We start from the raw sequence: 21,935 nt of genomic DNA on the forward strand, positions 1-21,935 counted from the left end.
TCACCGACACGGACGGCCAACACGCCCGCGCGGGCGGCGAACACGCCGCGCCACGAGGACACGCACAAGGAGAGGGCCATGAACGTTCTTCCCGCGCAGGACATGGCGGACGCGGTCGGGAAGTACTTCGCGACCGCGGCACAGGCGCGTGAGTGGAATGTCGAGACCACGATGGACTGGGCCGCCGCGGACGCCGGGCGGCTCACCGAGGGCCAGCTCTCGGCGGTCGAGTTCATCACGATCATCGAGGACCACCTGCCCGGCTACTTCTCCCTCTACACCGGGAACTTCCCGGTCGACGACTCGGTCGAGCCGGAGCAGTACGAGCACAACCGTGAGCTGTACCACTTCACCGTCCGCTGGGCGGCCGAAGAGGACACCCACGCCCGCGCGCTCACCCGGTACCAGGCCGCGTCGGGCATGCGGGACGAGGCGGGCGTGCGCAAGGCCCTGATCGAGCCCGGCCAGGGCCGGTTCGAGCTGCCGTTCGACCACCCGGTGCAGTACTTCGCCTACGCGCTCGTGCAGGAGAAGGCCACCCAGATCTACTACCAGCAGCTCCGCGCCGTCGCCGGGGACCCGGTGCTGGCCGACGTGCTGACCAGGCTGTCCCGCGACGAGGCCCGGCATTTCACGTTCATGGCGGACGTGGTCGCGGCGTACCTGCGGGTGCAGGGCGACGCGGTGCTGGACCCGATCCGCGAGGTGATCGCCGACTTCCGGATGCCGCTGGCCGGCACGATCCGCGGCTACTGGCGGTGGGCGCTCAAGATCGCGGACACCGCCCGATACGATCACACCGATGCGTACGAGCACCTCATCAAGGTGATGAACCGGGCGGTGGACACCCCCAGCGAGCGGCTCGGCGAGCTGGTGGGCTTCGTCGACGCTTGCCGCACCATTGCCTAACTGTCCTCGTCCCGATGCCCGATGGTTCACCGGGTGTTCTCCAGCGTGCATGAGGCTGAAGGTAATTCGGGAGGTCGGAACACATGGAGTTCAGGCATCTGGTGTCATTCCTGGCGATCGCTGAGGAGCTGCACTTCGGCAGGGCGGCCGCGAGACTGCATCTCACCCAGCCATCGCTGAGTCAGCAACTGCAACGCCTGGAACGCACGCTCGGTGTCGAGCTGGTCGCGCGCACCTCGCACGAGGTGCGTCTGACCTCGGCGGGACGGGCGTTCGAGGTCGAGGCGCGTGCCATCGTCACGCAGGTGGACAAGGCCGCCCAGTCGGCCCGTGAGGCCGCCGCCGGGCGTACCGGGACCGTCCGGGTCGGCTACAACTTCCCCGCGGGACAGCACATCCTGCCCGCGACCCTGGCCAAGATGAACGCCGAGTTCCCGGACGTGATGGTCCGGCTCGAGGAGAAGCGCACCGGGCCGCAGCTGCAGGCGCTCGCCGACGGCGAACTGGACATCGCGCTCGTCTACGGGCGCCCGGTGACCAGCGACTTCCAGTACAAGCGGCTGCTGCGGCTGCCGATGATCGCGGTCGTCGGGCAGAACCACAAGTGGGCGGGGCGGCCCGGGGTGCCGTTCGCGGAGCTGGCGCACCAGCCGTGCATCCTGTTCGGCCGGGAGCAGTGCCCGGCCATGTACGACGCGATCCTGTCCGCCGCCGAGCGCACCGGGATCCGGCTCAACGTGGCGCACGTGGTGGACGATCCGGGCGCGACCGGGATCCTGGTGTCGGTCAAGCCGCTGGTCGGGTTCGCCTCCGCGTCGCGCGGGATGCTCGCGGGCGCGCCGATCGGGGGAGTGCGGCCGGTGCCGGTGCCGCTCTACCAGCCGGTGCCGATGATCGACCTGTACGTCGTGTGGCGCGACGGCGAGCCGAGCCGGCTGCAGACCGCGTTCCTGAAGTGCCTGGAGGCGGTCGGCCCGTTCGACGTGCCGGCACTGACCCGGTTCGACCAGTCCGGCCCGGAGGCCAAGACGGCCTGATCGGGCCGTTTCAGGCGTCCGCGAGGAACTTCTCCAGCAACGCGGTGATCGCGGCCGGCTGTTCGAGGCTGCTGGTGTGCCCGCAGTCGGGGACGACGCGCAGCTCGGCACCGCGGATCGCGGCGGCGATCCGTTCCGACTCGGCGACCGGTGTGGAGACGTCGTCCGCGCCCACCACGACCAGCGTCGGCACCGTGATGGCGCACAGCTCGCCCGTGACCGGCTGCCGTTCGGTCACGCCGAACACCGCGTCGCGTACGGCGCCGCGGTCCATCCGGGAGACCCGCCGCACCCACTCGTCGATCATGGCCCGGCCGGCGGGATCGGCGCGGAACTCCGGCCCCCACAGCAGCGGCTTCACCTGGCTCATCAACGCCTTGATGCCGACCACCTGCTGGACGCGGGCGAGCAGCCGCTGGCGGCCGGACTTCTTCGGCCCCTCGGCGGTCGCGCTGGTGTCGAGCAGGGTCAGCGAGCGCAGCAGCTCCCCGTGCCGGGCGGCGAGGCGCTGCCCGATGAACCCGCCCATCGACAGGCCGACCCAGTGCACCGGCGCGAGCTCCAGCTTCTCGATGAGCGCGACCGCGTCGCCGGTGAGGGTGTCCATGTCGTACCCGGTGCGCGCGGGCGGGCTGTCGCCCTGACCGCGCCAGTCGATCGTGACGCACCGGTAGCGGTCGCTCAGCGCCGCGATCTGCCGGTGGAACATCCAGCCGCTGAACAGCAGGCCGTGCCCGAACACGATGGGCTGCGCGTCACGCGGCCCGGTGTCGCTGTAGGCGATGGTCGCTTCGTTCACGTCGATGATCGGCATGGTCACCTCACCGCCACGGACAGGCTCTCGACGCCGCGCACGTTGATGCGGCCGTTCCACCGGAAGTCTTCGAGTACGGGCTCGCGGAAGCGTTGCGTGAACCGGGCGAACGCGATCCGCGCCTCGAGCCGTGCGAGTGGAGCCCCGACGCAGTGGTGCACTCCGGCGCCGAACGACACGTTCTGGTGCGCGTTCGGCCGGTCGAGGACCAGCTCGCCCGCGTCGTCGCCCCAGTACCGCGGGTCGTGGTTGGCCGCGGCGAGGCAGGCCACGACCCAGCTGCCGGCCGGGATCACTTTCCCTTGCGTGGCCAGGGGTTCGATGGTGATCCGGCGCATCAGGTGCACCGGGGTGTCGTAGCGCAGCAGCTCCTCGACCGCGTTCCTGACGAGCGCGGGCCGGGCCTGCAGCTCGCGCAGCCCGCCGGGATTGCGCAGCAGCGCGAGGATGCCGCCCGCGATCTGGTTCACCGTGGTCTCGTGGCCCGCGACGTAGAGGAAACTGATCTGCGCGACCAGTTCCTCCTCGCTGAGCACGTCGCCGTTGTCCTCGGCGGCGATCAGCGCGGTGAACACGTCGTCACCGGGATGCTCGCGTTTCCAGCCGACCAGTTCGCCGACCATCGCCGTCAGCTCGGCGCTCGCGGCCCGGATCTCCGCCTGGACTTCTTGCGAGGCAAGCGGTTCCAGGCCGCGGGCGAGCGTGCCGGTCAGCTCCCGCAGCCGCTTGTGCTCGACCTCCGGCATGCCCAGCAGCTGCGAGATCACCGTGAACGGCAACGGGAACGCCAGCTCGGCGACTAGGTCCGCGCGCCCGGCTTCGGCGATGCGGTCGAGTGCCCGGTCGACCAGTTCGGTGATCCGCGGTTCGAGGTCCGCGACCGCGCGCCGGGTGAAGGCCTTGCCGACGAGCTTGCGCAACCGGGTGTGGTTCGGCGGGTCCTGGTCCACAAGGGACAGTCCGCGCATCATCCGGTTCTCCTTGCCCAGCTTGGCCGAGTCACTCTTCCAGGCGGGCAGGTTGGTCAGGTAGCGCTCGTCCACCGAATGCCCTGACCGCTGCAGTTTCGCCACGTCGTCGTAGCGGGACAGGATCCAGAAGCCCAGCGGGTGCTCGTGCGCGGGCGCGTGCTCGCGCAGTTCGGCGTACTGCGGATACGGGTCGTCGGAGAAACCTTGGGCGAACGGGTCGAACACGTCAGCTCCCGGGCAGTTTGATGTTGCGCATGGTCACCAGCGCCGTGGCGCACAGGTTCTCTTCCGAGTCGTAGACATCCGCCGCGGCGACACTCGTCGTGCGGCCCGCGCGGACCACCCGGCCGCGGGCGATGATCTTCTCGCCCTTGGCGGGAGCCAGCAGTTTCACCGTGTAGTCGACGGTCATGTTCACCCAGCCGGGCGGCAGCAGCGTACCGGCGGCCGAACCCGCGGCGTAGTCGGCGAGCGAGCCCAGCACACCGGCCTGGAAATAGCCGTCGTGCTGGGTCAGTTCCGCCCGGTAGGGCTGGATGATCTCCGCCTCGCCCGGTTCGAGCCGGCCGAACGAGAAGCCGAGGTGCTTCGCGGCCGGCATGCTCAGCACGACGCCGGTCACGGCCTGCGCGAAGTCCGGGTTGGCTGCTTCCATTTCTAGATACCCCTCTCGAACGCACCGGCCGCGTAAAGGTTCCTGGCCGCCGCTCGCATGATCTTGCCGCTGCTCGTTTTCGGCAACTCGCCGTGCCGCGCCAGCACGAGCCCGCCGAGGGAAAGCTCGTGCTCGGCCAGTACGGCCGCTCGGATCGCGCCGCTCACCTCGGCGATGTCGACGTCGTGCCGCTGCTCGCGGTGGATCTCGGCGATCACGACCAGTTTCACGTCCGTGGTGAACGCGGCGCAAGCGCCGGAACGCAGCGCCGGATGCGCCGACTCCACCGTCTGCTCGATGTCCTGCGGGTAGTGGTTGCGGCCGCGGATGATGATCAGGTCCTTCAGGCGCCCGACGACATACAGTTCGTCATCCTCGAACACGCCCAGATCGCCGGTGCGCAGCCAGGTGCCTTCCACGAAGCTCTCGTGGTCGGGCCGTTTCCAGTAGCCCTGCGTCACGTTCCCGCCCGCCACCCAGATCTCGCCGACCTCACCGGGCCCGCACGGCTGCCGGGTCTCCGGGTCCATGATCCGCACGTCCTCGCCGGGCAGCACCGTGCCCGACCCGGCGAGCAGGCGATCGCCTGGCACCAGCCGCTTTTCGCCCAGCGCTTCGGGATCGACGCCGAGGGTGCGCGGGCCGCGGCCCTTGCGGCTGCCGGTGACGATGAGGGTCGCCTCGGCCAGCCCGTAGCACGGGTACATCGCGTCCGCGCGGAACCCGTGTGGTGCGAACGTTTCGGTGAAGCTGCGCAGCGTTTCGGGCCGGATCGGCTCGGCGCCGTTGAACGCGATCCGCCACGACGACAGGTCGAGTTCGGGCAGCTTGCCGCGGGCGGCGTGCGCGACGCACGCGTCGAACGCGAAGTTCGGGCCACCGCTGGTGTGCGCGCGGTACCGCGAGATGGTCGTGAGCCACAGCAGCGGGCGGCGGATGAACGCGGCCGGGGACATCAGGATCGCGGTCGCGCCGACGTAGAGCGGCTGCAGCACGTTGCCGATCAGGCCCTGGTCGTGGAAGAACGGCGCCCAGCCGACGACGGTGGAATGCTCGTCGTGGCCGAACCCGTAGGAGATCATCTGCTGGTTCGCGACGAGATTTCCGTGCGAGACCATGACACCCTTCGGCGCCGAGGTCGAACCGGAGGTGTACTGCAGAAAGGCCAGCGAGTCCGGAGTCACCGCCTTCGGCTCGAACGGCGCGTCCGGCAGCGTGTCCACATCGATCCGTTGTAGACCGTCTATTGTGGACTTCATCGTCGAAACGGTGAGCGCGGCGGCCGGCTCGCAGTCGGTGATGATGTGCCCGGTGGCCTCCTGGACCCGGTTGCGGCGCGGCGGGTTCACCGGCACCGCGACCACCTGCGCGTACAGGCAGCCGAAGTAGGCGACGATGAAGTCCAGGCACTGCGGGAAAACCAGCAGCGCGCGGTCACCCGGCGCGCAGTCCCGCGCCAGCCGGGCGGCCACCGCGAGCGCCCGCGTGTGCAGCTCACCGTAGGTCAGCCGCGCGGTTTCCTCGCCACTCTCGTCGAGGAAGACATACGCGCACCGTCCCGGATCGGTGGCGGCGCGCTCGCGCAGGGCCTCGGGCAGCAACATGCTCACTCCAGCGCTTCGCTCATGACCGCCACGATGGCCGCGCGGTGGTCATGATGGAAGAAGTGGTCGCCGGGAAAGGTGTGCAAGGCGAAAGCGCCGGCCGTCTCCACCGACCAGGCCTCGGCCTGGTCGCGCTCGACGATGGGGTCGTCGTTGCCGTAGAAGACGGTCAGCGGGCACGGCAGCGGGGGCGCCGGCTGGTACTCGTAGTCCTCGGACACCGTGAGGTCCGCTTTGATGAGGGGGAGCGCGTACCGCTGGAAAGCCGCGTGGCCGATCCCGCCGAGTCCGCGTGCTGCCAGCGCCCGGCCGAACTCCTCGTCCGGAAGATCATGAATCGGCGACTTCCGGGAGGGCAGCCGCGGTGCGCGCCGGCCGGAAACGAACAGGTGCATCGGCGGTGTCTCGAGCGCCCGCGCGAGTTCGAACGCGACCAGCGCGCCCATGCTGTGCCCATACAGCGCGATCGGCGCATCCAATTTGGACACTTGCGGCAGCAGCCCGTCGAGCAGTTCCGCCATGCTGAGCAGCGGTGGTCGCGCGACGACGTCCTCGCGCCCCGGCAACTGCACGCGCACCGGCGCGATCTCCGGCGGGAACAAGGGCAGCCAGCGGGTGAACGACGTCGCCCCGGCGCCCGCGTGCGGCAGGCAGACCAGCCGGACCGCCGCGGTCGACGGTTCCTGCCGCAGCCATGTTGTGCTTGCTGTCATGCCGCGCTCCGCAGCGCGACCGGGAGGCTGCGCAGCCCGCGAACGATGAAGCTGTGGTCCTGCCATTCGTACTCGTCAATCAGCGGCTCGATGCTCTCGGTGCGGCGCAGCAGGCATTCGAGCGCCATCTCCGCCTGCAGTTCGGCCAGCATCCCGCCGAGGCAGCCGTGCATGCCGTACCCGAACGCGAGATGCCCCTTGGGCGCGCGCGTGATGTCGAACTCGTCGGGCCGTTCGAACACGTCGAAATCGCGGTTGGCCGCACCCATGCACAACAGCACCTGCTCGCCCTCCGGGATCCGGGTGCCACCCACCTCGACCTCCTGGGTGGTCAGCCGCTTCGTCAGCTGCAGCGGGCAGTCGTAGCGCAGCGCCTCGTCCACAGTGGACTCCACCAGTCCGGGTTTCGCGCGCAGCAGCGCGAACTGCTCCGGATTGCGCAGCAGCGCGAGCATCATGTTGCCGATGAGGGACTTGGTGGTCTCGTTCCCGGCGACGAAGCACATGATGCAGACGAACACGAGTTCCTCGTCGCTCAGCCGGTCACCGCCGCCGGTCTCCGCGGCGAGCAGCCGGCTGATCAGGTCCTCGCCCGGCTCGTTCCGTCGCTCGTCGACGACTTCTTCCAGTGCTGCCACGAAGTTCTCGACCACTTCGCATACGTGCGTGAAGTCGTCGCCGCGCATCAGGCCGGGCTCCAGCAGGAACCGGATGTCGTGCGTCCAGCCCGCCACCTGCTCGCGCAGGCCCGCCGGCAGCGCCATCCACTCGCACAGCACGGTCACCGGCAGGGGCGCGGCGAGGTCCGCGATAACGTCCATGTCTTTGAATGTTCCAGCGCCTTCGGCACAGGCTTTTTCGGTGAGCCGGTCGGCGATCTCGTGCACGAGCGGCCGGAGCGCCGCGACCGCGGGACCGGTGAACACGCGGTTCACCAGCCCGCGCAGCCGCGCGTGGTCCGGGTTGTCGGTGAACACCAGCGACTTGCGCCCGAGCCGTTCGATGCGTGCGACGTTCTCACCTGACACGCGGTCGGCCTGCTTGGCGACCAGTTGCGGGATGAGGCCCGCGCTGAACGTGCGGTCCCGCAGCACGGCCTGCACGTCGGCGTGCCGGGTGAGCACCCACATGCCCAGTGTCCGGTGCACCGGCTGGTTCTCGCGCAGCTGCCGGTACTGCGGATAGGGATCGCGGCGGAACTCGGCGCTGAACGGGTTGAACCGGACCCTCACCGCGACCACCGCGACGCGTACGGCCGCAGGACCAGGCGGTACAGGCAGATCTTGCCCATCCGGAAACCGAGCGCGGACAACTTCAGGTACCGCTCGTAGCGCCGCACGATCTCGGCGCCGACCAGCGCCTCGGCCTCGGCGCGGCGGGCCCGCAACCGCTGCGCCCACTGCTCACACGTCCACGCGTAGTCCAGCCGCCCGTTCTGTCCGGAATGGACTTCGAGCACGCCTTCCGCGGCGGCGGTGATCTCGGCCAGTGTCGGCAGGTCGGCGTCGGGGAAGATCTCCTGCTGCATGAACTCGCTCGCGTCCTCGCGGGCCATGTTCGCGTAGGCGATCGTCTGCAGCGACAGCGCGCCGTCCGGCTCGAGCCAGTCCCGGCAGCGGGTGAAGAAGTCCCGGTACACCTGGATCTTCTCGGCGGCCGACTGGCCGGGACGGGCGAAATGCTCGAACGCGCCGATGGAGATGATCCCGCCGAATCGGGTGCCGGGCTCGTAGTCGGTCCAGCTCTCGACGCGGACCTCGGCGCCGGGCAAGGTGCGCGAGACGTGGGCCGCCTGCTCGACGCTGAGCGTCAGGCCCACGCCTCGGCACGTTCCGGGCAGCCGCGAGAGGATCGAACCCCAGCCGCACCCGATGTCCAGCACGCTGTCCACTTCGGACGCGCGAACGGCGTCGAGGTGGTAGCGCAGCTTGCGGTCCTGCGCCGCGTCCAGTGAGTCGTCGCGGCCCTGGGTGATCGCGCACGAGTAGGTCAGCGATTCGTCCAGCCACAGCCGGAAGAACTCGTTGCCGACGTCGTAGTGATGCCGGATCGCCGCGGCCGCCTGCGCGGTCGTCATGACTGCGCGACGCGCTGCTGCAGCTGCTCGTGGAGGTAGCCGGCGACCGCGTTCAGGTTCGGGTTCTCGAACAGGGTCTCGGGGGAGAGGTCGACGTCGTAGCGCTCTTCGACCTCCATCAGCAGCGAGACCGCGAGCGCGGAGTCGATGCCCAGCTTGTCGAAGTCCGTGTCGAGCCCGAGGGACTCGGCCGGCACCTCGAGCAGCTCGGCCACGTACCCCTGGCACCACTTGGCGATGGCTTCCTTGCTGGTGTCCATTGTGGATCTTTTCCTTTACGCCGGGACGATACGTTTCGCGGCCCGCCGGTCGTTCGCGGGGACCTCGACGTCCCAGGCGAGACCGGTGACCGAAAGCAGCTTGATGAGCCAGAAACCCGGGTCCAGGCGGTACCACTCCAGCCCGAACGACGGGGAATCCGGGAACGCGTGATGGTTGTTGTGCCAGGACTCGCCGAGTGTGATCAGCGCGAAGACGGCACCGTTGCGGCTGTTTTCGCGCGACTCGTACGGTTTGGTGCCGAACATGTGCAGGAACGAGTTGATCGCCCAGACGATGTGCTCGAGGACGAAGATCCGCGCGAACCCGCCCCAGAGCAGGCCGCTCACCGCGCCGAGCCAGCTCATCGTGACCAGGCCGCCGATGAGCGCGGGCAGCAGCAGGCCGAGCACGACCCAGTAATAGTAGTAGCGGGCGACCTTCACGATCAGCTTGCTCTTCAGCAGGTCCGGGGCGTAGTGCACGATGTTCGGGTACTCGTGCCGCCGCATCCACAGGAAGTGCGAGTGCGCGAGGCCTTTCAACCGGCCTTTGAAATCGCTGCCGGAAAGGTTGGGGGAGTGCGGGTCGCCTTCGCGGTCGCTGCACTCGTGGTGGCGCCGGTGCAGCGCGACCCACGAGATCACCCCGCCCTGGCCCGCCATCGACCCCAGCACGCCGAGCACCGCGACCACTGCCGGTGCAGCCTTGAACGTACGGTGCGTGAACAACCGGTGATATCCGACCGTCACGCCGAGTCCGGTCAGCAGCCAGAAGGACACCAGCAGGACGATTTCGGTGACGCCGAACGGATATACCGCGAGAAACGCGAAAGCGGCGGCGGTGCCGACGATCGGGAGAATGTCGAAGAGCAGGAAATGCCGGCGCTGCAGCTTGTGCAGGTAGGGGCTGCTGATGACCTTCCGGCGTGGTTCCCTGGTGGACTGGGCAATGTCTTCGGACATGCTGGCTCAACCTCGTCACGAGAGACCATCGGACGCAAGGAGCGTAACCAGCGCGATCACGGGACGGGGTGTGGCGACCGGACCACACTTGAGCGATTGGTTCTGGTAATCGCCCCTCGAATCCGGCGCCCATCTCTGGCGCAATGAGGGCCATGACAACTGAGGCGAAGACGCGACCTGGATTCGGCGCGGTGTTCGCGGCCGTCGACCCCGACAACCCGGACTTCGCGCTGCTGCGGCGTATCGTCACCCAGCTGATCCCGTTCGGCACGCACGCCGGGGTGGAGGTCACCGAACTGGGCCCGGACCACGCGGTCGCCGAGATCCCGGACGAACCGCATCTCGCCAACCACCTGCGCACCGTGCACGCCGGCGCGCTGTTCCTCGCCGCCGACATCGCGGGCGCGTGCGCGTTCGTCGGCGCCGTCGCGAGCAACCTGGCGTCGATCGGCTCGTTCGTGCTGCGCGACACCCGCACGTCGTTCCGCAAGCCCGCGCTCGGCCGGATCCGCGCGGTCGGCATGCTGGACCCGCGTGACATCCAGGCGGTGCTGACCGCCGGCCCGGACGAGCGCGTCGACGTCGACGGCCGCGCGCTGCTGTACGACGCCAAGGACGTGCTCGTGGGCAAGGTTCAGCTGGACTACGTGTGCACGATGGCGCCGGAGGCGTGATGAGCGACACGGGCGCCGCGGAACCCGAGTCCAGTACCGTCGAAACACCGGACGGGGCCAGCCTCGCGTTGCGCGTGCTGCCCGTGGCGGACCCGGCCGCGCCGGTGGTGCTCGTCCTGCCCGCGATGGCGATCAAGGCGAAGTTCTACCTGCCGCTGCTGAAAGCGCTGCACGAGGCCGGATTGTCGGCGGCGACGGTGGACCTGCGCGCGCAGGGCGACAGCACGCCCGCGCTGGGAAAGGGCCCGGACTTCGGCTACCGCGCGCTGATCGAGACCGATCTGCCCGCCGTGGTGGACGCGCTCGGCAAACGGTTCCCGCAGGCGCCGCTGCATCTGTTCGGGCACAGCCTCGGCGGGCAGCTCGCGCTGCTGTACTCGGCGGCGGAACCGGACCGCGTCACCAGCGTCACGACGATCGGCACCGGTTCGGTCTACTGGCGCGCGTTCCCGGTCAAGCGCTGGGCGGAAATGCTTGTCACGGCCCAGTATGTCGGTTTGCTGACGCGGCTGCGCGGGCGCTGGCCCGGTGGCGGCGGGATCGGGCCGATGACCGCCGGTGTGATGATCGACTGGGCGCGGTACGCGCGAACCGGACGGTTCCGGCCGCGGGGCAGCACGCGTAAGTACGACGATCTGCTGCGCGAGGTTTCGTTGCCGTTCCTGGCGATTTCCCTGGACCGCGACCGGCTGGGGCCCGAGTCCACCGTGCGATTCCTGTACGGCCGGCTGCGCTCGGCGAGCATTACTCGTTGGCATATCGAAAAATCCTCAGGTCTGACGCACATCGGTCATGCCGCCTGGATCAAGGACAGTGACAAGGTGGCCCCCGTTGTCGCGGCCTGGATCACCGAGGGAAAGTCCCCGCAGTGACCCGACGTCCGACCGCCGTTTCCGTTCTCGCCGCGGTTCATCCTGCGTTCGCCTTGGGGTAGCACGATGACATCACCACGTGCGGAGGTGGTGATGGAGTTCAGGCACGTCCTCGCCTTCCTGGCGATCGCAGACGAACTGCATTTCGGCCGCGCGGCAGCGAAGCTGCATCTCACTCAACCCTCGCTGAGCCAGCAGCTCCAGCGTCTGGAACGCACGCTCGGCGTCGAGCTGGTGGCCAGGACGACACACGAGGTACGGCTGACCCGCGCCGGCAAGGCGTTCGAGGTCGAGGCACGCGCCCTGGTGCGGCAGGTGGAAAAGGCACGCCGGTCCGCGCGCGAAGCGGCGGCAGGGCGTTCCGGGACCATCCGGGTCGGCTACAACTTCCCGGCGGGGCAACATGTTCTGCCCGCCGCGCTGGAGAAGATGCAGGCCGACTTCCCGGACGTGTCGGTGGTGCTCGAGGAAAAACGCACCGGGCCACAGCTGCAGGCGCTCGACGACGGCTCGCTCGACGTGGCACTGGTCTACGGCCGTCCGCTGACGTCGAAGTTCCAGCACCGGCGGCTGTTGCGGCTGTCGATGGTCGCCGTGGTGGGACGGCTGCACAAATGGGCCGGGCGGCCCGGAGTCCCGTTCGCGGAACTGTCCGGCCAGCCTTGTGTTCTGTTCAAACGGGAACTTTCCCCGGCCATGTACGACGCGATCGTGCGCGGTGCCGACCAGGCGGGCATCCGGCTCAGCATCGCGTACGAGATCGACGATCCCGGCGCGATCGAGATCCTTGTTACAGCGAAACCAGTAGTAGGTTTCGCGTCTGTTTCGCGCGCGATGCTGGCGGGTGCCGTCGTGGGCGGGGCGCAGGTGGTTCCGGTACAGCTCTACGACCCGGTTCCGGTGGTCGACCTGTATGCCGCCTGGCGCGACAACCAGAACAATCAGCTCCGGAACTCGTTCCTCGCCTGCCTCGACGCGGTGGCCCCGTTCTCCAGTCCGCCATTACGCAACTCAATCGGGTCATGAGTTCCCGCGACCTTCATTGACCGCGATTCCCGACTGCCCGAAGAATTGAGCCGTGAGCATCGCAATCACGTCACCGGCACTGGCACGCGACGAGGCGTCGATCTACCATCAACTGTCCATTTTAGATAGCCCGGTGTTCGTCGTCCGAGACGGTGGCGGTCTCGCCGTCACCACGGACGCCGGCACGGCAAGGCGTGCGCAGGTGCTCGCCGCGGTTCCCGCACTGCGCCCGGAGTCCCTCGGGGACCCGGAGTTCCGTACCCACCACGACGTGCGCTACGCCTACCAGGCGGGCGCCATGGCGAACGGCATCGCGTCGGTCCGCCTGGTCACCGCGCTCGCGCGGGCCGGGTTCCTGTCCTCGTTCGGCGCCGCCGGGGTGGTCCCGGCGAAGATCGACGAGGCGCTGGCCGGGATCCGGCGCGAGACCCAGGGCAAGCCGTTCTCCTGCAACCTCATCCACAGCCCGAGCGAACCCGCGCTGGAACGGGCCATTGTGGACGCCTGCCTGCGGCACGAGGTCCGCTGTGTCGAGGCCTCGGCGTTCATCGACCTGACGCCGTTCGTGGTCAAGTACCGGCTCGCCGGGCTCGGCCGCGACCGCGACGGGCGCGTGGTGACCCGCAACCGGGTGCTCGCGAAGGTCTCCCGCGCCGAGGTCGCCGAGCGGTTTCTGCGCCCGGCACCGGCGAGCTTCGTGCGCGAGCTGCTCGCCGCGGGCGAGATCACCGCCGAGCAGGCCGAGCTGGCGGCGTCGGTGCCGATGGCCGACGACATCACCGGCGAGGCCGACTCCGGCGGGCACACCGACCGCCGGCCGCTGCCGGTGCTCATCCCGTCGCTGCTCGCCCTGCGTGACCGGGTGTGGCGCGAAGCCGGCTACGCCCGGCCGGTCCGGATCGGTGCCGCGGGCGGTATCGGTACCCCGGCGGCGGCCGCCGCGGCGTTCGCGCTCGGCGCTTCCTACATCGTCACCGGGTCGATCAACCAGGCCTCGCTGGAGGCCGACCAGTCCGAGCCGGCGAAGCGGCTGCTGGCCCAGGCGAGCAGCGCCGACACGGAGATGGCGCCGTCCTCGGACATGTTCGAACTGGGTGTCGACGTGCAGGTGCTCAAGCGCGGCACCATGTTCGCGAGCCGCGCGCGGCGACTGTACGACACCTACCGTTCCCGCGACGGTATCGACGACATCCCCGCCGCCGAGCGCGCGGAGCTGGAGCAGCGGATCTTCCAGCGGTCCTTCGACGAGGTGTGGGCCGACTGCGTGCGCTACTTCACCGAGCGCGACCCGGAGCAGATCGCGCGCGCCGAGGGCAACCCGAAACGGCGGATGGCGCTGATCTTCCGCTGGTATCTCGGCCGCTCCTCGGGCTGGAGCATGGCGGCCGACCCGGCGCGGGTCGCCGACTACCAGATCTGGTGCGGCCCGGCGATGGGCGGCTTCAACGAGTGGGTCGCCGGGACCTACCTCGCCGCGCCCGGGCACCGCCACGTCGCCGATCTCGCCACGCAGATCATGCGCGGCGCCGCGTTCACCACCCGCGTCAACCAGCTGCGCGCCGCCGGGGTCCGGCTGCCCGCGGCGTGCTCCACGTATGTTCCCGCTCCCCTGACGGAAGAGGCCTCATGACCGCTCTGCAGACGGTCGAACCGAAGGAAGCACCGTCGTGGCTACTGTGCGGCGGCTGCAAGAAGATGCTGTACGGCAAGCGGTTCACCCAGGCCGGCCGGGTCTGCCCCGAATGCGGGCACCACGCGCCACTGACCGCCGCCGAGCGGCTGGACAGCCTGCTCGACGACGGCTCGGTCCGGCCGCTCGAACTCGCTGTGTCCGACAGTGACCCGCTGGGGTTCACCGACACCAAGCCGTACGCTGACCGGCTCGTCGACGCGCGCCGGCGGACCGGACTGGTCGAGGGCGTGCTGTGCGCCCGGGGCCGGATCGAGGGCAACCCGGTCGTGGTGGCGGCGATGGACTTCCGGTTCCTCGGCGGCAGCCTCGGCACCGCGGTCGGTGAGGCCATCACCGGCGCCTGCGAGGTCGCGCTCGCCGAGCGCACCCCGCTGCTGCTGGTCACCGCCTCCGGCGGGGCGCGCATGCAGGAGGGCGTGCTCTCGCTGATGCAGATGGCGAAGACCAGCCAGGCGCTGGGCCAGCTCGACGAGGCCGGCATCCTGACCGTGTCACTGGTGACCGACCCGACGTTCGGCGGGGTGGCCGCGTCCTACGCGACGTCCACCGACATCATCATCGCCGAGCCGGGCGCGCGCCTGGGCTTCGCCGGGCCGCGGGTGATCGAGCAGACGATCAAGCAGACCCTGCCCGACGGTTTCCAGACCGCCGAGTTCCTCTCGACACACGGGATCATCGACATGATCCGGCCGCGCGCCGCACTGCGCTCGACGCTCGGCCAGCTGCTGTCGGTCGCGACCCGCCGCCCGGCGAGCGTGCCGCCGGTGCAGCGGGACCCGGGTGGCGCGCTGATCACGGACCCGGAGCAGCTGCCGGAGCGCTCGCCGTGGGAGTGCGTGCGGGCCGCCCGCGCGCTGACCCGTCCGTCCACTCTGGACTACGTGTCGATGCTGCTGGAGGACTTCCACGAGCTGCACGGCGACCGGATGTCCGAGGACTGCCCGGCGCTGGTGGCCGGGATCGGCCGGTTCGAGGGCCAGCCGGTCGTGCTGATCGGCACCCAGAAGGGGCACACGGCGGGCGAGCTCGCCGAGCGCAACTACGGCATGCCCACCCCGGCCGGCTACCGCAAGGCCGCGCGGGTGATGCGGCTCGCGGGCAAGCTCGGGCTGCCGGTGATCACGCTGATCGACACCGCGGGCGCCTACCCCGGCATCGAGGCCGAGGAACGCGGGCAGGCCGTCGCGATCGCGGAGAACCTCAAGCTGATGGCCGGGCTGCCGGTGCCGGTGGTCGCGGTCGTGACCGGTGAGGGCGGCAGCGGCGGCGCGCTCGCGCTGGCGTTCGCCGACCGGGTGCTGATGTGCGCCAACGCGGTCTACTCGGTGATCAGCGCGGAGGGCTGCGCGGCGATCCTGTGGAAGGACCCGGCGGCGGCGCCGAAGGCCGCCGAGGCGCTGCGCGTGGACTCGCGTTCGCTGCTGGCCCAAGGCGTGGTCGACGGCGTCATCCCCGAACCCGAGGGCGGCGCGGGCACCGACCACCTGCGGGCGGCCGACAACCTGCGCGCCGCGCTCGCCGGCAGCCTCGCGAAGCTGGTGCCGCTGGACCAGATGAGCCTGGTCACGGGGCGGCGCAAGCGCTTCCGCAAGTTCGGCGCGAGCGGCGCGGTACTGATGGATTCCACTGTGGACGAAACGGAGAATGCCCGGTGAGCATCAACGGAAGCGCGGTCGCGTCGCTGGACGTGGAGCAGGTCGTGAGCGTGCTGCGGGAGCAGGTGCTCGCGCTGTGCGCCGAGGCGCCGCAGCTGCCCAGCGCGGTGCGGCTGAGCGCGGGCGACGTCTCCATGGAGGTCGAGTGGCCGCTCGCCCCCGCCGCACCGGCTCCGGTCGTGGCGGCCGCGCCGGTCGAAGCGGTCCCGGTGCCGCGGGCCGAACCCGTCGCGGCTCCCGCGGCGGCGGCACCGGTCAAGGCCGGGACGGTCGCGGTCAGCGCGCTCACCGTCGGCACCTTCTACCGGGCGCCGGAACCCACCGCGAAACCGTTCGTCGCGGTGGGCGACACCGTGCGGCCCGGCCAGCAGATCGCGATCATCGAGGCGATGAAGCTGATGATCCCGGTCGAGGCCGACCGCCAGGGCCGGGTCGTCGAGATCTGTGTCGAGGACGGCACGCCCGTCGAGCACGGGCAGGCGCTCATGCTGCTGGAACCGGTCTCGTGATCGGCTGCGTACTGGTCGCCAACCGCGGCGAGATCGCGGTCCGCGTCGTCCGCACGTGTGCGGAGATGGGCATCCGCACGGTCGTCGCGCATTCGAGCACCGACCGTGACTCGGCCGCGGTGCGGCTCGCGGACGAGACCGTCCAAATCGGACCCGGCCCGGCGAAGGACAGCTATCTCAGCATTCCGGCGGTGATCGAGGCCGCGCGGGCGAAGGGCGCGGACGCGATCCACCCCGGATACGGTTTCCTGTCGGAGAACCCGGACTTCGCCGAGGTGTGCGAGGCGGAGGGCCTGACGTTCGTCGGGCCGCCGGCGAAGGTGATGGCACAGCTGGGCGACAAGTCGAGCGCGCGGGCGATCATGTCCGGCGCCGGACTGCCGTTGCTGCCGGGCAGCCGCGACGCGCTGGAGGCGGACGAGGCCGAAACGCTGGCCGGCGAGATCGGCTACCCCGTGATCGTGAAAGCGGTCGCGGGCGGTGGCGGGCGCGGCATGAGCGTGGTGCGCTCGGCCGCCGAGTTCTCCCGCTCGTGGGCGCGCACGCGCGCGGCGGCGCAGGCGGTCTTCGGCGACGGGCGGCTGTACGTCGAGCGGTACCTGGAGTCCGCGCGGCATGTCGAGATCCAGGTTTTCGCCGACCAGCACGGAAATGTCGTGCATCTCGGCGCGCGTGACTGCTCGTTGCAGCGCCGGCACCAGAAGCTGGTGGAGGAGTCGCCGGCGCCTTCGCTGCCGGACGACCTGATCCGTGAGATGGGCGAGGCCGCCGTGCGCGGCGCGCAGGCCGCGGGCTATGTCGGCGCGGGCACCTTCGAGTTCCTCGTCGACCCGCGGGCCGGCCGGTTCTACTTCATGGAGGTCAACTGCCGGCTCCAGGTCGAGCATCCGGTCACCGAGGTCGTGACTGGTCTGGACCTCGTGCGTGAGCAGTTGCGGATCGCATCCGGTGAGCCGCTCGGCTACACGCAGGCGGACGTGGTCACCCGCGGCACGGCTATCGAATGCCGGATCAACGCGGAGGACCCGGCGCGCGATTTCGCGCCCGCGCCGGGCGTGCTCGACGTGTGCCGGCTGCCCGGCGGCCCGTTCACCCGCATCGACACGCATGTGTACCCGGGATACCGGGTGCCGCCGCTGTACGACTCGATGCTGGCGAAGGTGATCGTGTGGGCGCCCGACCGCGACGCCGCGATCGCGCGGATGCGCCGCGCGCTCGCCGAGGTCGAGGTGCGCGGCCCGGGCGTCGCCACCACGGCGGAGTTCCTGAGCGAGGTACTGGACCACCCGCGCTTCCGCGCGGCCGAGCATGACACGACGTTCATCGAATCGCTCTGACCGGGAGGAAAAGCCGTGCGGGAACACAGCGTTCCAGCGCTCGTGAAGCTGGCGGACGACGACAATCTGGTGAACGTCGTCTACGAGAAAGCGGTTTCCCGCGCGGAATCCCCGGTGCTGAGCCGGAAAACCGCCGATGGCTGGCAGGACGTGAGCTACGGCGAGTTCGGTGCGCTCGTGCACGGTCTCGCGAAAGGCTTGCTGGCGGCCGGGATCAACGCCGGGGACCGGGTGCTGATCTTCGGCCGCACCAGCGTCGAATGGTCGGCCGCGGACTTCGCGCTGCTGAGCGTCGGCGCGGTGGTCGTGCCCGTTTATCCCACGGCGTCGGCGGAGCAGGTGCGCCATATCGTCGCGGACTCGGGCCCGGTCGCGTGCTTCGCGGAAACCGCCGAGCAGACCGAACTGGTCGGTGTCCGGTCGTGGCTGCTCGGTTCGCTCGATGAGCTGATCTCGCTCGGCGCCGGCGTGCCGGACGCGCTGGCCGGGAAACGTCGCGGCGAGGTGCGTGCCGACGATCTCGCGACGATCGTCTACACCAGCGGCACCACCGGTTTGCCGAAGGGCTGCATGCTCACCCACCGCAACATCTTCGCGGCCGCGGCGAACGTGGTGGAACTGCTCGACACGCTCTTCCGGGCCCCGGACGCGTCGACGCTGCTTTTCCTTCCGCTGGCGCATGTCTACGGGCGGGTGGTGCAGTTCGGCTGTGTCTGGTCCGGGGTGCACACGGGTCTGGTGACGAGCGCGGCCGACCTGGTCGGCGAGCTGCCCGCGTTCCGGCCGACGTTCCTCGTCGGAGTTCCTTACGTCCTCGAGAAGATCCGGAAGGCCGCGCGGGCGCTCACCGCCGAGCAGGTGCGCGGGATGCTGGGCGGCCGGCTGTCCTATGTGATCGCCGGCGGCGCCTCACTCGAACCGTCCACAGCGGACTATTTCACCGAGCTGGGCGTGCAGATCATCGGCGCCTACGGGCTCACCGAGGCGTCGTCCACGGTGAGCATGAGCGCGCCGGGCGCCATCCGCCGGGGCGCGGTCGGGCGCCCGGTGCCGGGCACGACGATCGCGATCGCCGACGACGGCGAGATTCTGGTGCAGGGCGACCAGGTCTACCCCGGGTACTGGCCGGACGGCGGCCGCGAGGAGTGGCTCGCGACGGGTGACCTCGGCCGGCTCGACGACGACGGGTTCCTGCACATCACCGGGCGGCGCAAGGAAATCCTGGTCACCAGCGGCGGGAAGAACGTGGCACCCGCGCCGCTGGAGGACCGGGTCCGGCTGCATCCGCTGGTCGCCAACTGCATGCTGGTGGGGGAGGCGCGTCCGTATGTCGCGGCGCTGATCACCCTCGACGCCGCGGCGGCGGGGCTCGACGACGAGCGGGTGCGTGCGGAGATCTCCTCGGCCGTCGACGCGGCGAACGAACTGGTGTCCCGCGCCGAGTCGATCCGCCGGTTCGCGATCCTGCCCGAGGACTTCACAGTCGAAAAAGGACATATGACGGCGTCCCTGCGCCTGCGCCGCGCCGAGATCGAACGCGACTACGCCGACACCATCGAGAGTCTGTACTCCTGACCGCCCCCCTCGGCGAGTCCGGCTCGGGTGCCGGACTCGCCGGGGTGGTCAGGCGGCGCCGAGCCAGCAGAGGTAGTCGAGGTCGACCTTCGCGATCAGGTTCTCGCGGTCGTCATACAACAGCGCCTTGCCGGTGAGGTCGAACTGTTCCTCGGCCCGGCTGCGCACGGCCGCCGCCAGCGCCGGCGAACTCACGGTGCCGCGGGCGCGGATGCGGCCGCGGGCGGGCTTGAGGAACGTGGACCGGCAGTCCCGCAACACGAACGTCCGCACGTGCAGGATGCGCGGCGCGACCGCGCCGGAGAACGCCCCGGCGCACGCGACCTCCGCCGCCAGGAACAGCGCGCCGGCGTGCACGGTGCCGAGATGGTTCATCATGTCCGGTTGCTCCGGCACCTCCGCCACCGCGGAGCCGGGACCCAGCTCCGTGATCCGCACCCCCACCTTGTTCACGAACGGTACGAGGGTGTCCACGGTGCGCCGGATCTGCTCGTAGCCGGGAGTCCCGGCACCGGCCAGCTTCAGCAGTTCCGCCTGCGCCGCGGCGATACCCGGCGCGGGCCCATTTCCTGTCGGCATGCGTTCAATTACGGCACGGCAGCGATAATCCATGGTGAACGAGAATTGAATAATCGCTGTTCATCGGCTTTGTAAATGATCCGATCGATGCTGCGCATGGTGATCTCCGCGCGCGTGCCCCTTGCGGTTGACTATTGCCGTCGGAAGAACGAGTGATTCGGTGGGAGGCGCCGTAATGTACGACGCGATCGTGGTGGGCGCGCGCTGCGCGGGTTCGCCGGTCGGCATGCTGCTGGCGAAACAGGGTTACCGGGTGCTCGTGGTCGACCGGTCGACCTTCCCGAGTGACACCATCTCCACGCACTACCTCCAGCAGCGCGGGCTGGCCCGGCTCGCCGCCTGGGGTCTGCTGGACAAGCTGATGGCCACGGGAGTTCCCCGCATCAACCAGATGAACGTGTCCTATTTGGACATCCTGATCGCCGGTTTCGCCGACCCCATCCAGGGAATCGACTTCACCTGCGCGCCGCGCCGCACCGTGCTGGACACCGTGCTGGTCGAGGGCGCGCGCGAGGCGGGCGCCGAGGTGCGCGAGGGCTATACGGTGCGTGACCTGATCATCGAAGACGGTGCCGTGGTCGGCATCCGCGGCGGGTACGCCGGCGCCGAGGTGAAGGAGGAGCGGGCCCGGATCGTGATCGGCGCGGACGGCCGCAACTCGTTCGTCGCGAGCGCGGTCGACGCCGCGATCTACCAGCAGGTGCCCGCCGAATGCTTTATCTACTACACCTATTTCAGCGGGGTCAAGACCGATTTCCACAGCCGCATCGGCGCCCGCGAGCAGATCGGTATCTGGCCGACCCACAATGACCAGACCCTGGTCGCCGTGATGCGCAAGATCGACGCTTTCGAGGATTTCCGGAAAGACGTCGAAGGCAATTTCCACCAGATCGCCCGGAACATCGTGCCGGAATTCGCCGAGGAGCTCGCCACGAAGGGGAAGCGGGAGGACCGTTTCTACCCGATGCGGTACCCGGACAACTACTACCGCCAGTCCCACGGCGACGGCTGGGCACTGGTCGGCGACGCCGGATACCACAAGGACCCGTTGACGGGCCTCGGTATCTCGGACGCGTTCGAATACGCCGAACTGCTCGCCGCCCGCGTGCGCGAGGGCCTCAACGGCGACCGCCCGATGACCGAGGCGCTCGCCGAATACCAGCGAGAGCGCGACGAGAAGTCCCATTCCGGCTTCGAGTTCACCTGCGCCATTTCGACCCTTGAGCTCACCCCGCAGCTGCTCGCGGTATTCCAGGCGCTCGGCGCCAACCCCGAATACGCGAAGGACTTCTACGCGATGATCGGCGGCGGGATGACCGGCGAGGAGTTCTTCGCCCCCGAGCGGATGGCGAAACTGCTCGGCACCGGCGCCCAGGTGTGACACCGATGCCGCACCGGAAGCTGACCGTGCTCGGCGACAGCTGCGCGGAGGGCCGCGGTGGCGTCGTGCGCGCCGACGGCACCTTCACCGGTTTCGTCGTGCATATGGCCCAGGCGCTCGGCGTCGCCGACGGAGTGCTCAACCTCGGCTCGTTCGGCGCCACCACCCGCGACGCCGTGGACCACCAGCTGTCCGTGGCGCTCGACAACCCCGCGCCGCTGATGGGTGTGATCGTCGGCGGCAACGATCTCGTCACCGACTACGACCGTGACCGGTTCGAGCGCAACCTGCGGCACGTCTACACGAGTCTCGTCCAGCCCGGGCGGCTGGTGTTCACCACCAGCTGGCCGGGCATCCCGGACCGGCTGCCCGGCCTCGACGGCCCCACCCGCGCCCTGCTGCGGGCGCGGTTCGCCGAGGCGAACGAGTTCCTGGAGAAGCTCGTCTTCGAGCTCGACCTGGTCTGCCTCGACCTGGCGAACGCGCCACTGGCCACCGATCCGGTCATGTGGTGCGCCGACGGCATGCACCCGAGCCCCGCCGGGCACCAGGCCATCGGCATCGCCATGGCCGACCTGATCGACGAAGCCCTGACCTACCGAACGTAAATCCTGATCAACGGCGATCAGCG

The 21,935-nt window shown here is 69.7% G+C and carries 22 protein-coding genes; 12 read left to right on the plus strand and 10 right to left on the minus strand.

Translation table 11 applies throughout. The features are described from left to right. The first annotated feature begins 78 nt into the window (after window positions 1-78). Together LOZ83_RS27695 and LOZ83_RS27700 are read left to right on the plus strand one after the other, a co-directional pair. Window positions 79-909 (plus strand): acyl-ACP desaturase, encoded by an 831-nt coding sequence (locus LOZ83_RS27695; protein WP_236794630.1) that lies wholly within the window; start codon window positions 79-81, stop codon window positions 907-909. A gap of 83 nt (window positions 910-992) precedes the next feature. Then, window positions 993-1,946 (plus strand): LysR family transcriptional regulator, encoded by a 954-nt coding sequence (locus tag LOZ83_RS27700; protein ID WP_236794631.1) that lies wholly within the window; start codon window positions 993-995, stop codon window positions 1,944-1,946. Window positions 1,947-1,956: 10 nt separating this feature from the next. On the opposite strand, the gene LOZ83_RS27705 is transcribed toward LOZ83_RS27700, so the two are convergent. Genes LOZ83_RS27705 through LOZ83_RS27745 form a run of 9 tightly spaced genes read right to left on the minus strand, consistent with a single transcriptional unit; the run spans window position 1,957 to window position 10,003 of the window. Continuing rightward, window positions 1,957-2,760 (minus strand): alpha/beta fold hydrolase, encoded by an 804-nt coding sequence (locus LOZ83_RS27705; protein ID WP_236794632.1) that lies wholly within the window; start codon window positions 2,758-2,760, stop codon window positions 1,957-1,959. 2 nt (window positions 2,761-2,762) lie between these two features. Further along, a complete protein-coding gene (locus LOZ83_RS27710) occupies window positions 2,763-3,956 on the minus strand; it encodes a cytochrome P450 (protein WP_236794633.1) in 1,194 nt (397 codons plus the stop codon). A gap of 1 nt (window position 3,957) precedes the next feature. After that, window positions 3,958-4,386 (minus strand): PaaI family thioesterase, encoded by a 429-nt coding sequence (locus LOZ83_RS27715; RefSeq protein WP_236794634.1) that lies wholly within the window; start codon window positions 4,384-4,386, stop codon window positions 3,958-3,960. A gap of 2 nt (window positions 4,387-4,388) precedes the next feature. Continuing rightward, window positions 4,389-5,990, minus strand: a complete 1,602-nt coding sequence (locus LOZ83_RS27720; protein WP_236794635.1) for a fatty acyl-AMP ligase — start codon at window positions 5,988-5,990, stop codon at window positions 4,389-4,391. A gap of 2 nt (window positions 5,991-5,992) precedes the next feature. Then, window positions 5,993-6,703: a thioesterase II family protein gene (locus LOZ83_RS27725; protein WP_236794636.1), complete on the minus strand. Its 711-nt coding sequence runs from the start codon at window positions 6,701-6,703 to the stop codon at window positions 5,993-5,995. Then, window positions 6,700-7,935, minus strand: a complete 1,236-nt coding sequence (locus tag LOZ83_RS40560) for a cytochrome P450 (RefSeq protein ID WP_236794637.1) — start codon at window positions 7,933-7,935, stop codon at window positions 6,700-6,702. The genes LOZ83_RS27725 and LOZ83_RS40560 overlap by 4 nt, the downstream gene beginning before the upstream one ends. Beyond that, window positions 7,932-8,780, minus strand: coding sequence for a cyclopropane-fatty-acyl-phospholipid synthase family protein (locus LOZ83_RS27735; RefSeq protein ID WP_236794638.1), 849 nt, complete (start codon window positions 8,778-8,780; stop codon window positions 7,932-7,934). The genes LOZ83_RS40560 and LOZ83_RS27735 overlap by 4 nt, the downstream gene beginning before the upstream one ends. After that, a complete protein-coding gene (locus LOZ83_RS27740; RefSeq protein ID WP_236794639.1) occupies window positions 8,777-9,040 on the minus strand; it encodes an acyl carrier protein in 264 nt (87 codons plus the stop codon). Before LOZ83_RS27740 ends, LOZ83_RS27735 begins: the two co-directional genes overlap by 4 nt. A 15-nt stretch (window positions 9,041-9,055) precedes the next feature. After that, entirely contained in the window at window positions 9,056-10,003 is a 948-nt protein-coding gene (locus tag LOZ83_RS27745; RefSeq protein WP_236794640.1) for a fatty acid desaturase, read from the minus strand. Window positions 10,004-10,155: 152 nt separating this feature from the next. Between LOZ83_RS27745 and LOZ83_RS27750 the strand changes: the two genes are divergently transcribed. The 8 genes from LOZ83_RS27750 (at window position 10,156) to LOZ83_RS27785 (ending at window position 19,344) form a co-directional block, all read left to right on the plus strand. Continuing rightward, window positions 10,156-10,677 (plus strand): DUF4442 domain-containing protein, encoded by a 522-nt coding sequence (locus tag LOZ83_RS27750; protein WP_236794641.1) that lies wholly within the window; start codon window positions 10,156-10,158, stop codon window positions 10,675-10,677. Next, window positions 10,677-11,549, plus strand: coding sequence for an alpha/beta fold hydrolase (locus LOZ83_RS27755; RefSeq protein ID WP_236794642.1), 873 nt, complete (start codon window positions 10,677-10,679; stop codon window positions 11,547-11,549). Before LOZ83_RS27750 ends, LOZ83_RS27755 begins: the two co-directional genes overlap by 1 nt. Window positions 11,550-11,615: 66 nt before the next feature. Then, window positions 11,616-12,575, plus strand: a complete 960-nt coding sequence (locus tag LOZ83_RS27760; protein WP_236794643.1) for a LysR family transcriptional regulator — start codon at window positions 11,616-11,618, stop codon at window positions 12,573-12,575. Between the two features lie 52 nt (window positions 12,576-12,627). Then, complete coding sequence (locus LOZ83_RS27765; RefSeq protein WP_236794644.1) at window positions 12,628-14,205, plus strand: PfaD family polyunsaturated fatty acid/polyketide biosynthesis protein; 1,578 nt, start codon at window positions 12,628-12,630, stop codon at window positions 14,203-14,205. Beyond that, the gene (accD, locus tag LOZ83_RS27770; RefSeq protein ID WP_236794645.1) at window positions 14,202-15,923 is read left to right on the plus strand and encodes an acetyl-CoA carboxylase, carboxyltransferase subunit beta; all 1,722 of its coding nucleotides are present in this window, start codon (window positions 14,202-14,204) and stop codon (window positions 15,921-15,923) included. The genes LOZ83_RS27765 and accD overlap by 4 nt, the downstream gene beginning before the upstream one ends. Beyond that, the gene (locus LOZ83_RS27775) at window positions 15,920-16,432 is read left to right on the plus strand and encodes a biotin/lipoyl-containing protein (protein WP_236794646.1); all 513 of its coding nucleotides are present in this window, start codon (window positions 15,920-15,922) and stop codon (window positions 16,430-16,432) included. The genes accD and LOZ83_RS27775 overlap by 4 nt, the downstream gene beginning before the upstream one ends. Continuing rightward, window positions 16,429-17,769 carry an acetyl/propionyl/methylcrotonyl-CoA carboxylase subunit alpha gene (locus LOZ83_RS27780; RefSeq protein ID WP_236794647.1) on the plus strand — a complete coding sequence of 447 codons (1,341 nt, stop codon included), beginning with the start codon at window positions 16,429-16,431 and terminating at the stop codon, window positions 17,767-17,769. The genes LOZ83_RS27775 and LOZ83_RS27780 overlap by 4 nt, the downstream gene beginning before the upstream one ends. Window positions 17,770-17,784: 15 nt before the next feature. Further along, window positions 17,785-19,344, plus strand: coding sequence for a long-chain fatty acid--CoA ligase (locus LOZ83_RS27785; RefSeq protein ID WP_236794648.1), 1,560 nt, complete (start codon window positions 17,785-17,787; stop codon window positions 19,342-19,344). 48 nt (window positions 19,345-19,392) lie between these two features. Here the strand turns inward: LOZ83_RS27785 and LOZ83_RS27790 are convergent, their stop codons facing one another. Continuing rightward, window positions 19,393-19,923 (minus strand): PaaI family thioesterase, encoded by a 531-nt coding sequence (locus tag LOZ83_RS27790; protein WP_236794649.1) that lies wholly within the window; start codon window positions 19,921-19,923, stop codon window positions 19,393-19,395. Between the two features lie 160 nt (window positions 19,924-20,083). On the opposite strand from LOZ83_RS27790, the gene LOZ83_RS27795 reads away from it, so the two are divergent. Continuing rightward, window positions 20,084-21,304, plus strand: coding sequence for an NAD(P)/FAD-dependent oxidoreductase (locus LOZ83_RS27795; protein ID WP_236794650.1), 1,221 nt, complete (start codon window positions 20,084-20,086; stop codon window positions 21,302-21,304). 5 nt (window positions 21,305-21,309) lie between these two features. Continuing rightward, a complete protein-coding gene (locus LOZ83_RS27800; protein WP_236794651.1) occupies window positions 21,310-21,912 on the plus strand; it encodes a GDSL-type esterase/lipase family protein in 603 nt (200 codons plus the stop codon). Window positions 21,913-21,935 lie beyond the last annotated feature (23 nt).

The sequence above is a fragment of the Amycolatopsis sp. GM8 genome, from assembly GCF_021653975.1.
Lineage (GTDB): Bacteria > Actinomycetota > Actinomycetes > Mycobacteriales > Pseudonocardiaceae > Amycolatopsis_E.

What these genes read in the sequence shown, in the direction of transcription:
- LOZ83_RS27695 (WP_236794630.1), top strand. Translation starts at nt 79, where the DNA reads ATGAACGTTCTTCCCGCGCAGGACATGGCGGACGCGGTCGGGAAGTAC.
- LOZ83_RS27700 (WP_236794631.1), top strand. Translation starts at nt 993, where the DNA reads ATGGAGTTCAGGCATCTGGTGTCATTCCTGGCGATCGCTGAGGAGCTG.
- LOZ83_RS27705 (WP_236794632.1), bottom strand. Translation starts at nt 2,760, where the DNA reads ATGCCGATCATCGACGTGAACGAAGCGACCATCGCCTACAGCGACACC.
- LOZ83_RS27715 (WP_236794634.1), bottom strand. Translation starts at nt 4,386, where the DNA reads ATGGAAGCAGCCAACCCGGACTTCGCGCAGGCCGTGACCGGCGTCGTG.
- LOZ83_RS27720 (WP_236794635.1), bottom strand. Translation starts at nt 5,990, where the DNA reads ATGTTGCTGCCCGAGGCCCTGCGCGAGCGCGCCGCCACCGATCCGGGA.
- LOZ83_RS27725 (WP_236794636.1), bottom strand. Translation starts at nt 6,703, where the DNA reads ATGACAGCAAGCACAACATGGCTGCGGCAGGAACCGTCGACCGCGGCG.
- LOZ83_RS27735 (WP_236794638.1), bottom strand. Translation starts at nt 8,780, where the DNA reads ATGACGACCGCGCAGGCGGCCGCGGCGATCCGGCATCACTACGACGTC.
- LOZ83_RS27740 (WP_236794639.1), bottom strand. Translation starts at nt 9,040, where the DNA reads ATGGACACCAGCAAGGAAGCCATCGCCAAGTGGTGCCAGGGGTACGTG.
- LOZ83_RS27745 (WP_236794640.1), bottom strand. Translation starts at nt 10,003, where the DNA reads ATGTCCGAAGACATTGCCCAGTCCACCAGGGAACCACGCCGGAAGGTC.
- LOZ83_RS27750 (WP_236794641.1), top strand. Translation starts at nt 10,156, where the DNA reads ATGACAACTGAGGCGAAGACGCGACCTGGATTCGGCGCGGTGTTCGCG.
- LOZ83_RS27755 (WP_236794642.1), top strand. Translation starts at nt 10,677, where the DNA reads ATGAGCGACACGGGCGCCGCGGAACCCGAGTCCAGTACCGTCGAAACA.
- LOZ83_RS27760 (WP_236794643.1), top strand. Translation starts at nt 11,616, where the DNA reads ATGACATCACCACGTGCGGAGGTGGTGATGGAGTTCAGGCACGTCCTC.
- accD (WP_236794645.1), top strand. Translation starts at nt 14,202, where the DNA reads ATGACCGCTCTGCAGACGGTCGAACCGAAGGAAGCACCGTCGTGGCTA.
- LOZ83_RS27790 (WP_236794649.1), bottom strand. Translation starts at nt 19,923, where the DNA reads ATGCCGACAGGAAATGGGCCCGCGCCGGGTATCGCCGCGGCGCAGGCG.
- LOZ83_RS27800 (WP_236794651.1), top strand. Translation starts at nt 21,310, where the DNA reads ATGCCGCACCGGAAGCTGACCGTGCTCGGCGACAGCTGCGCGGAGGGC.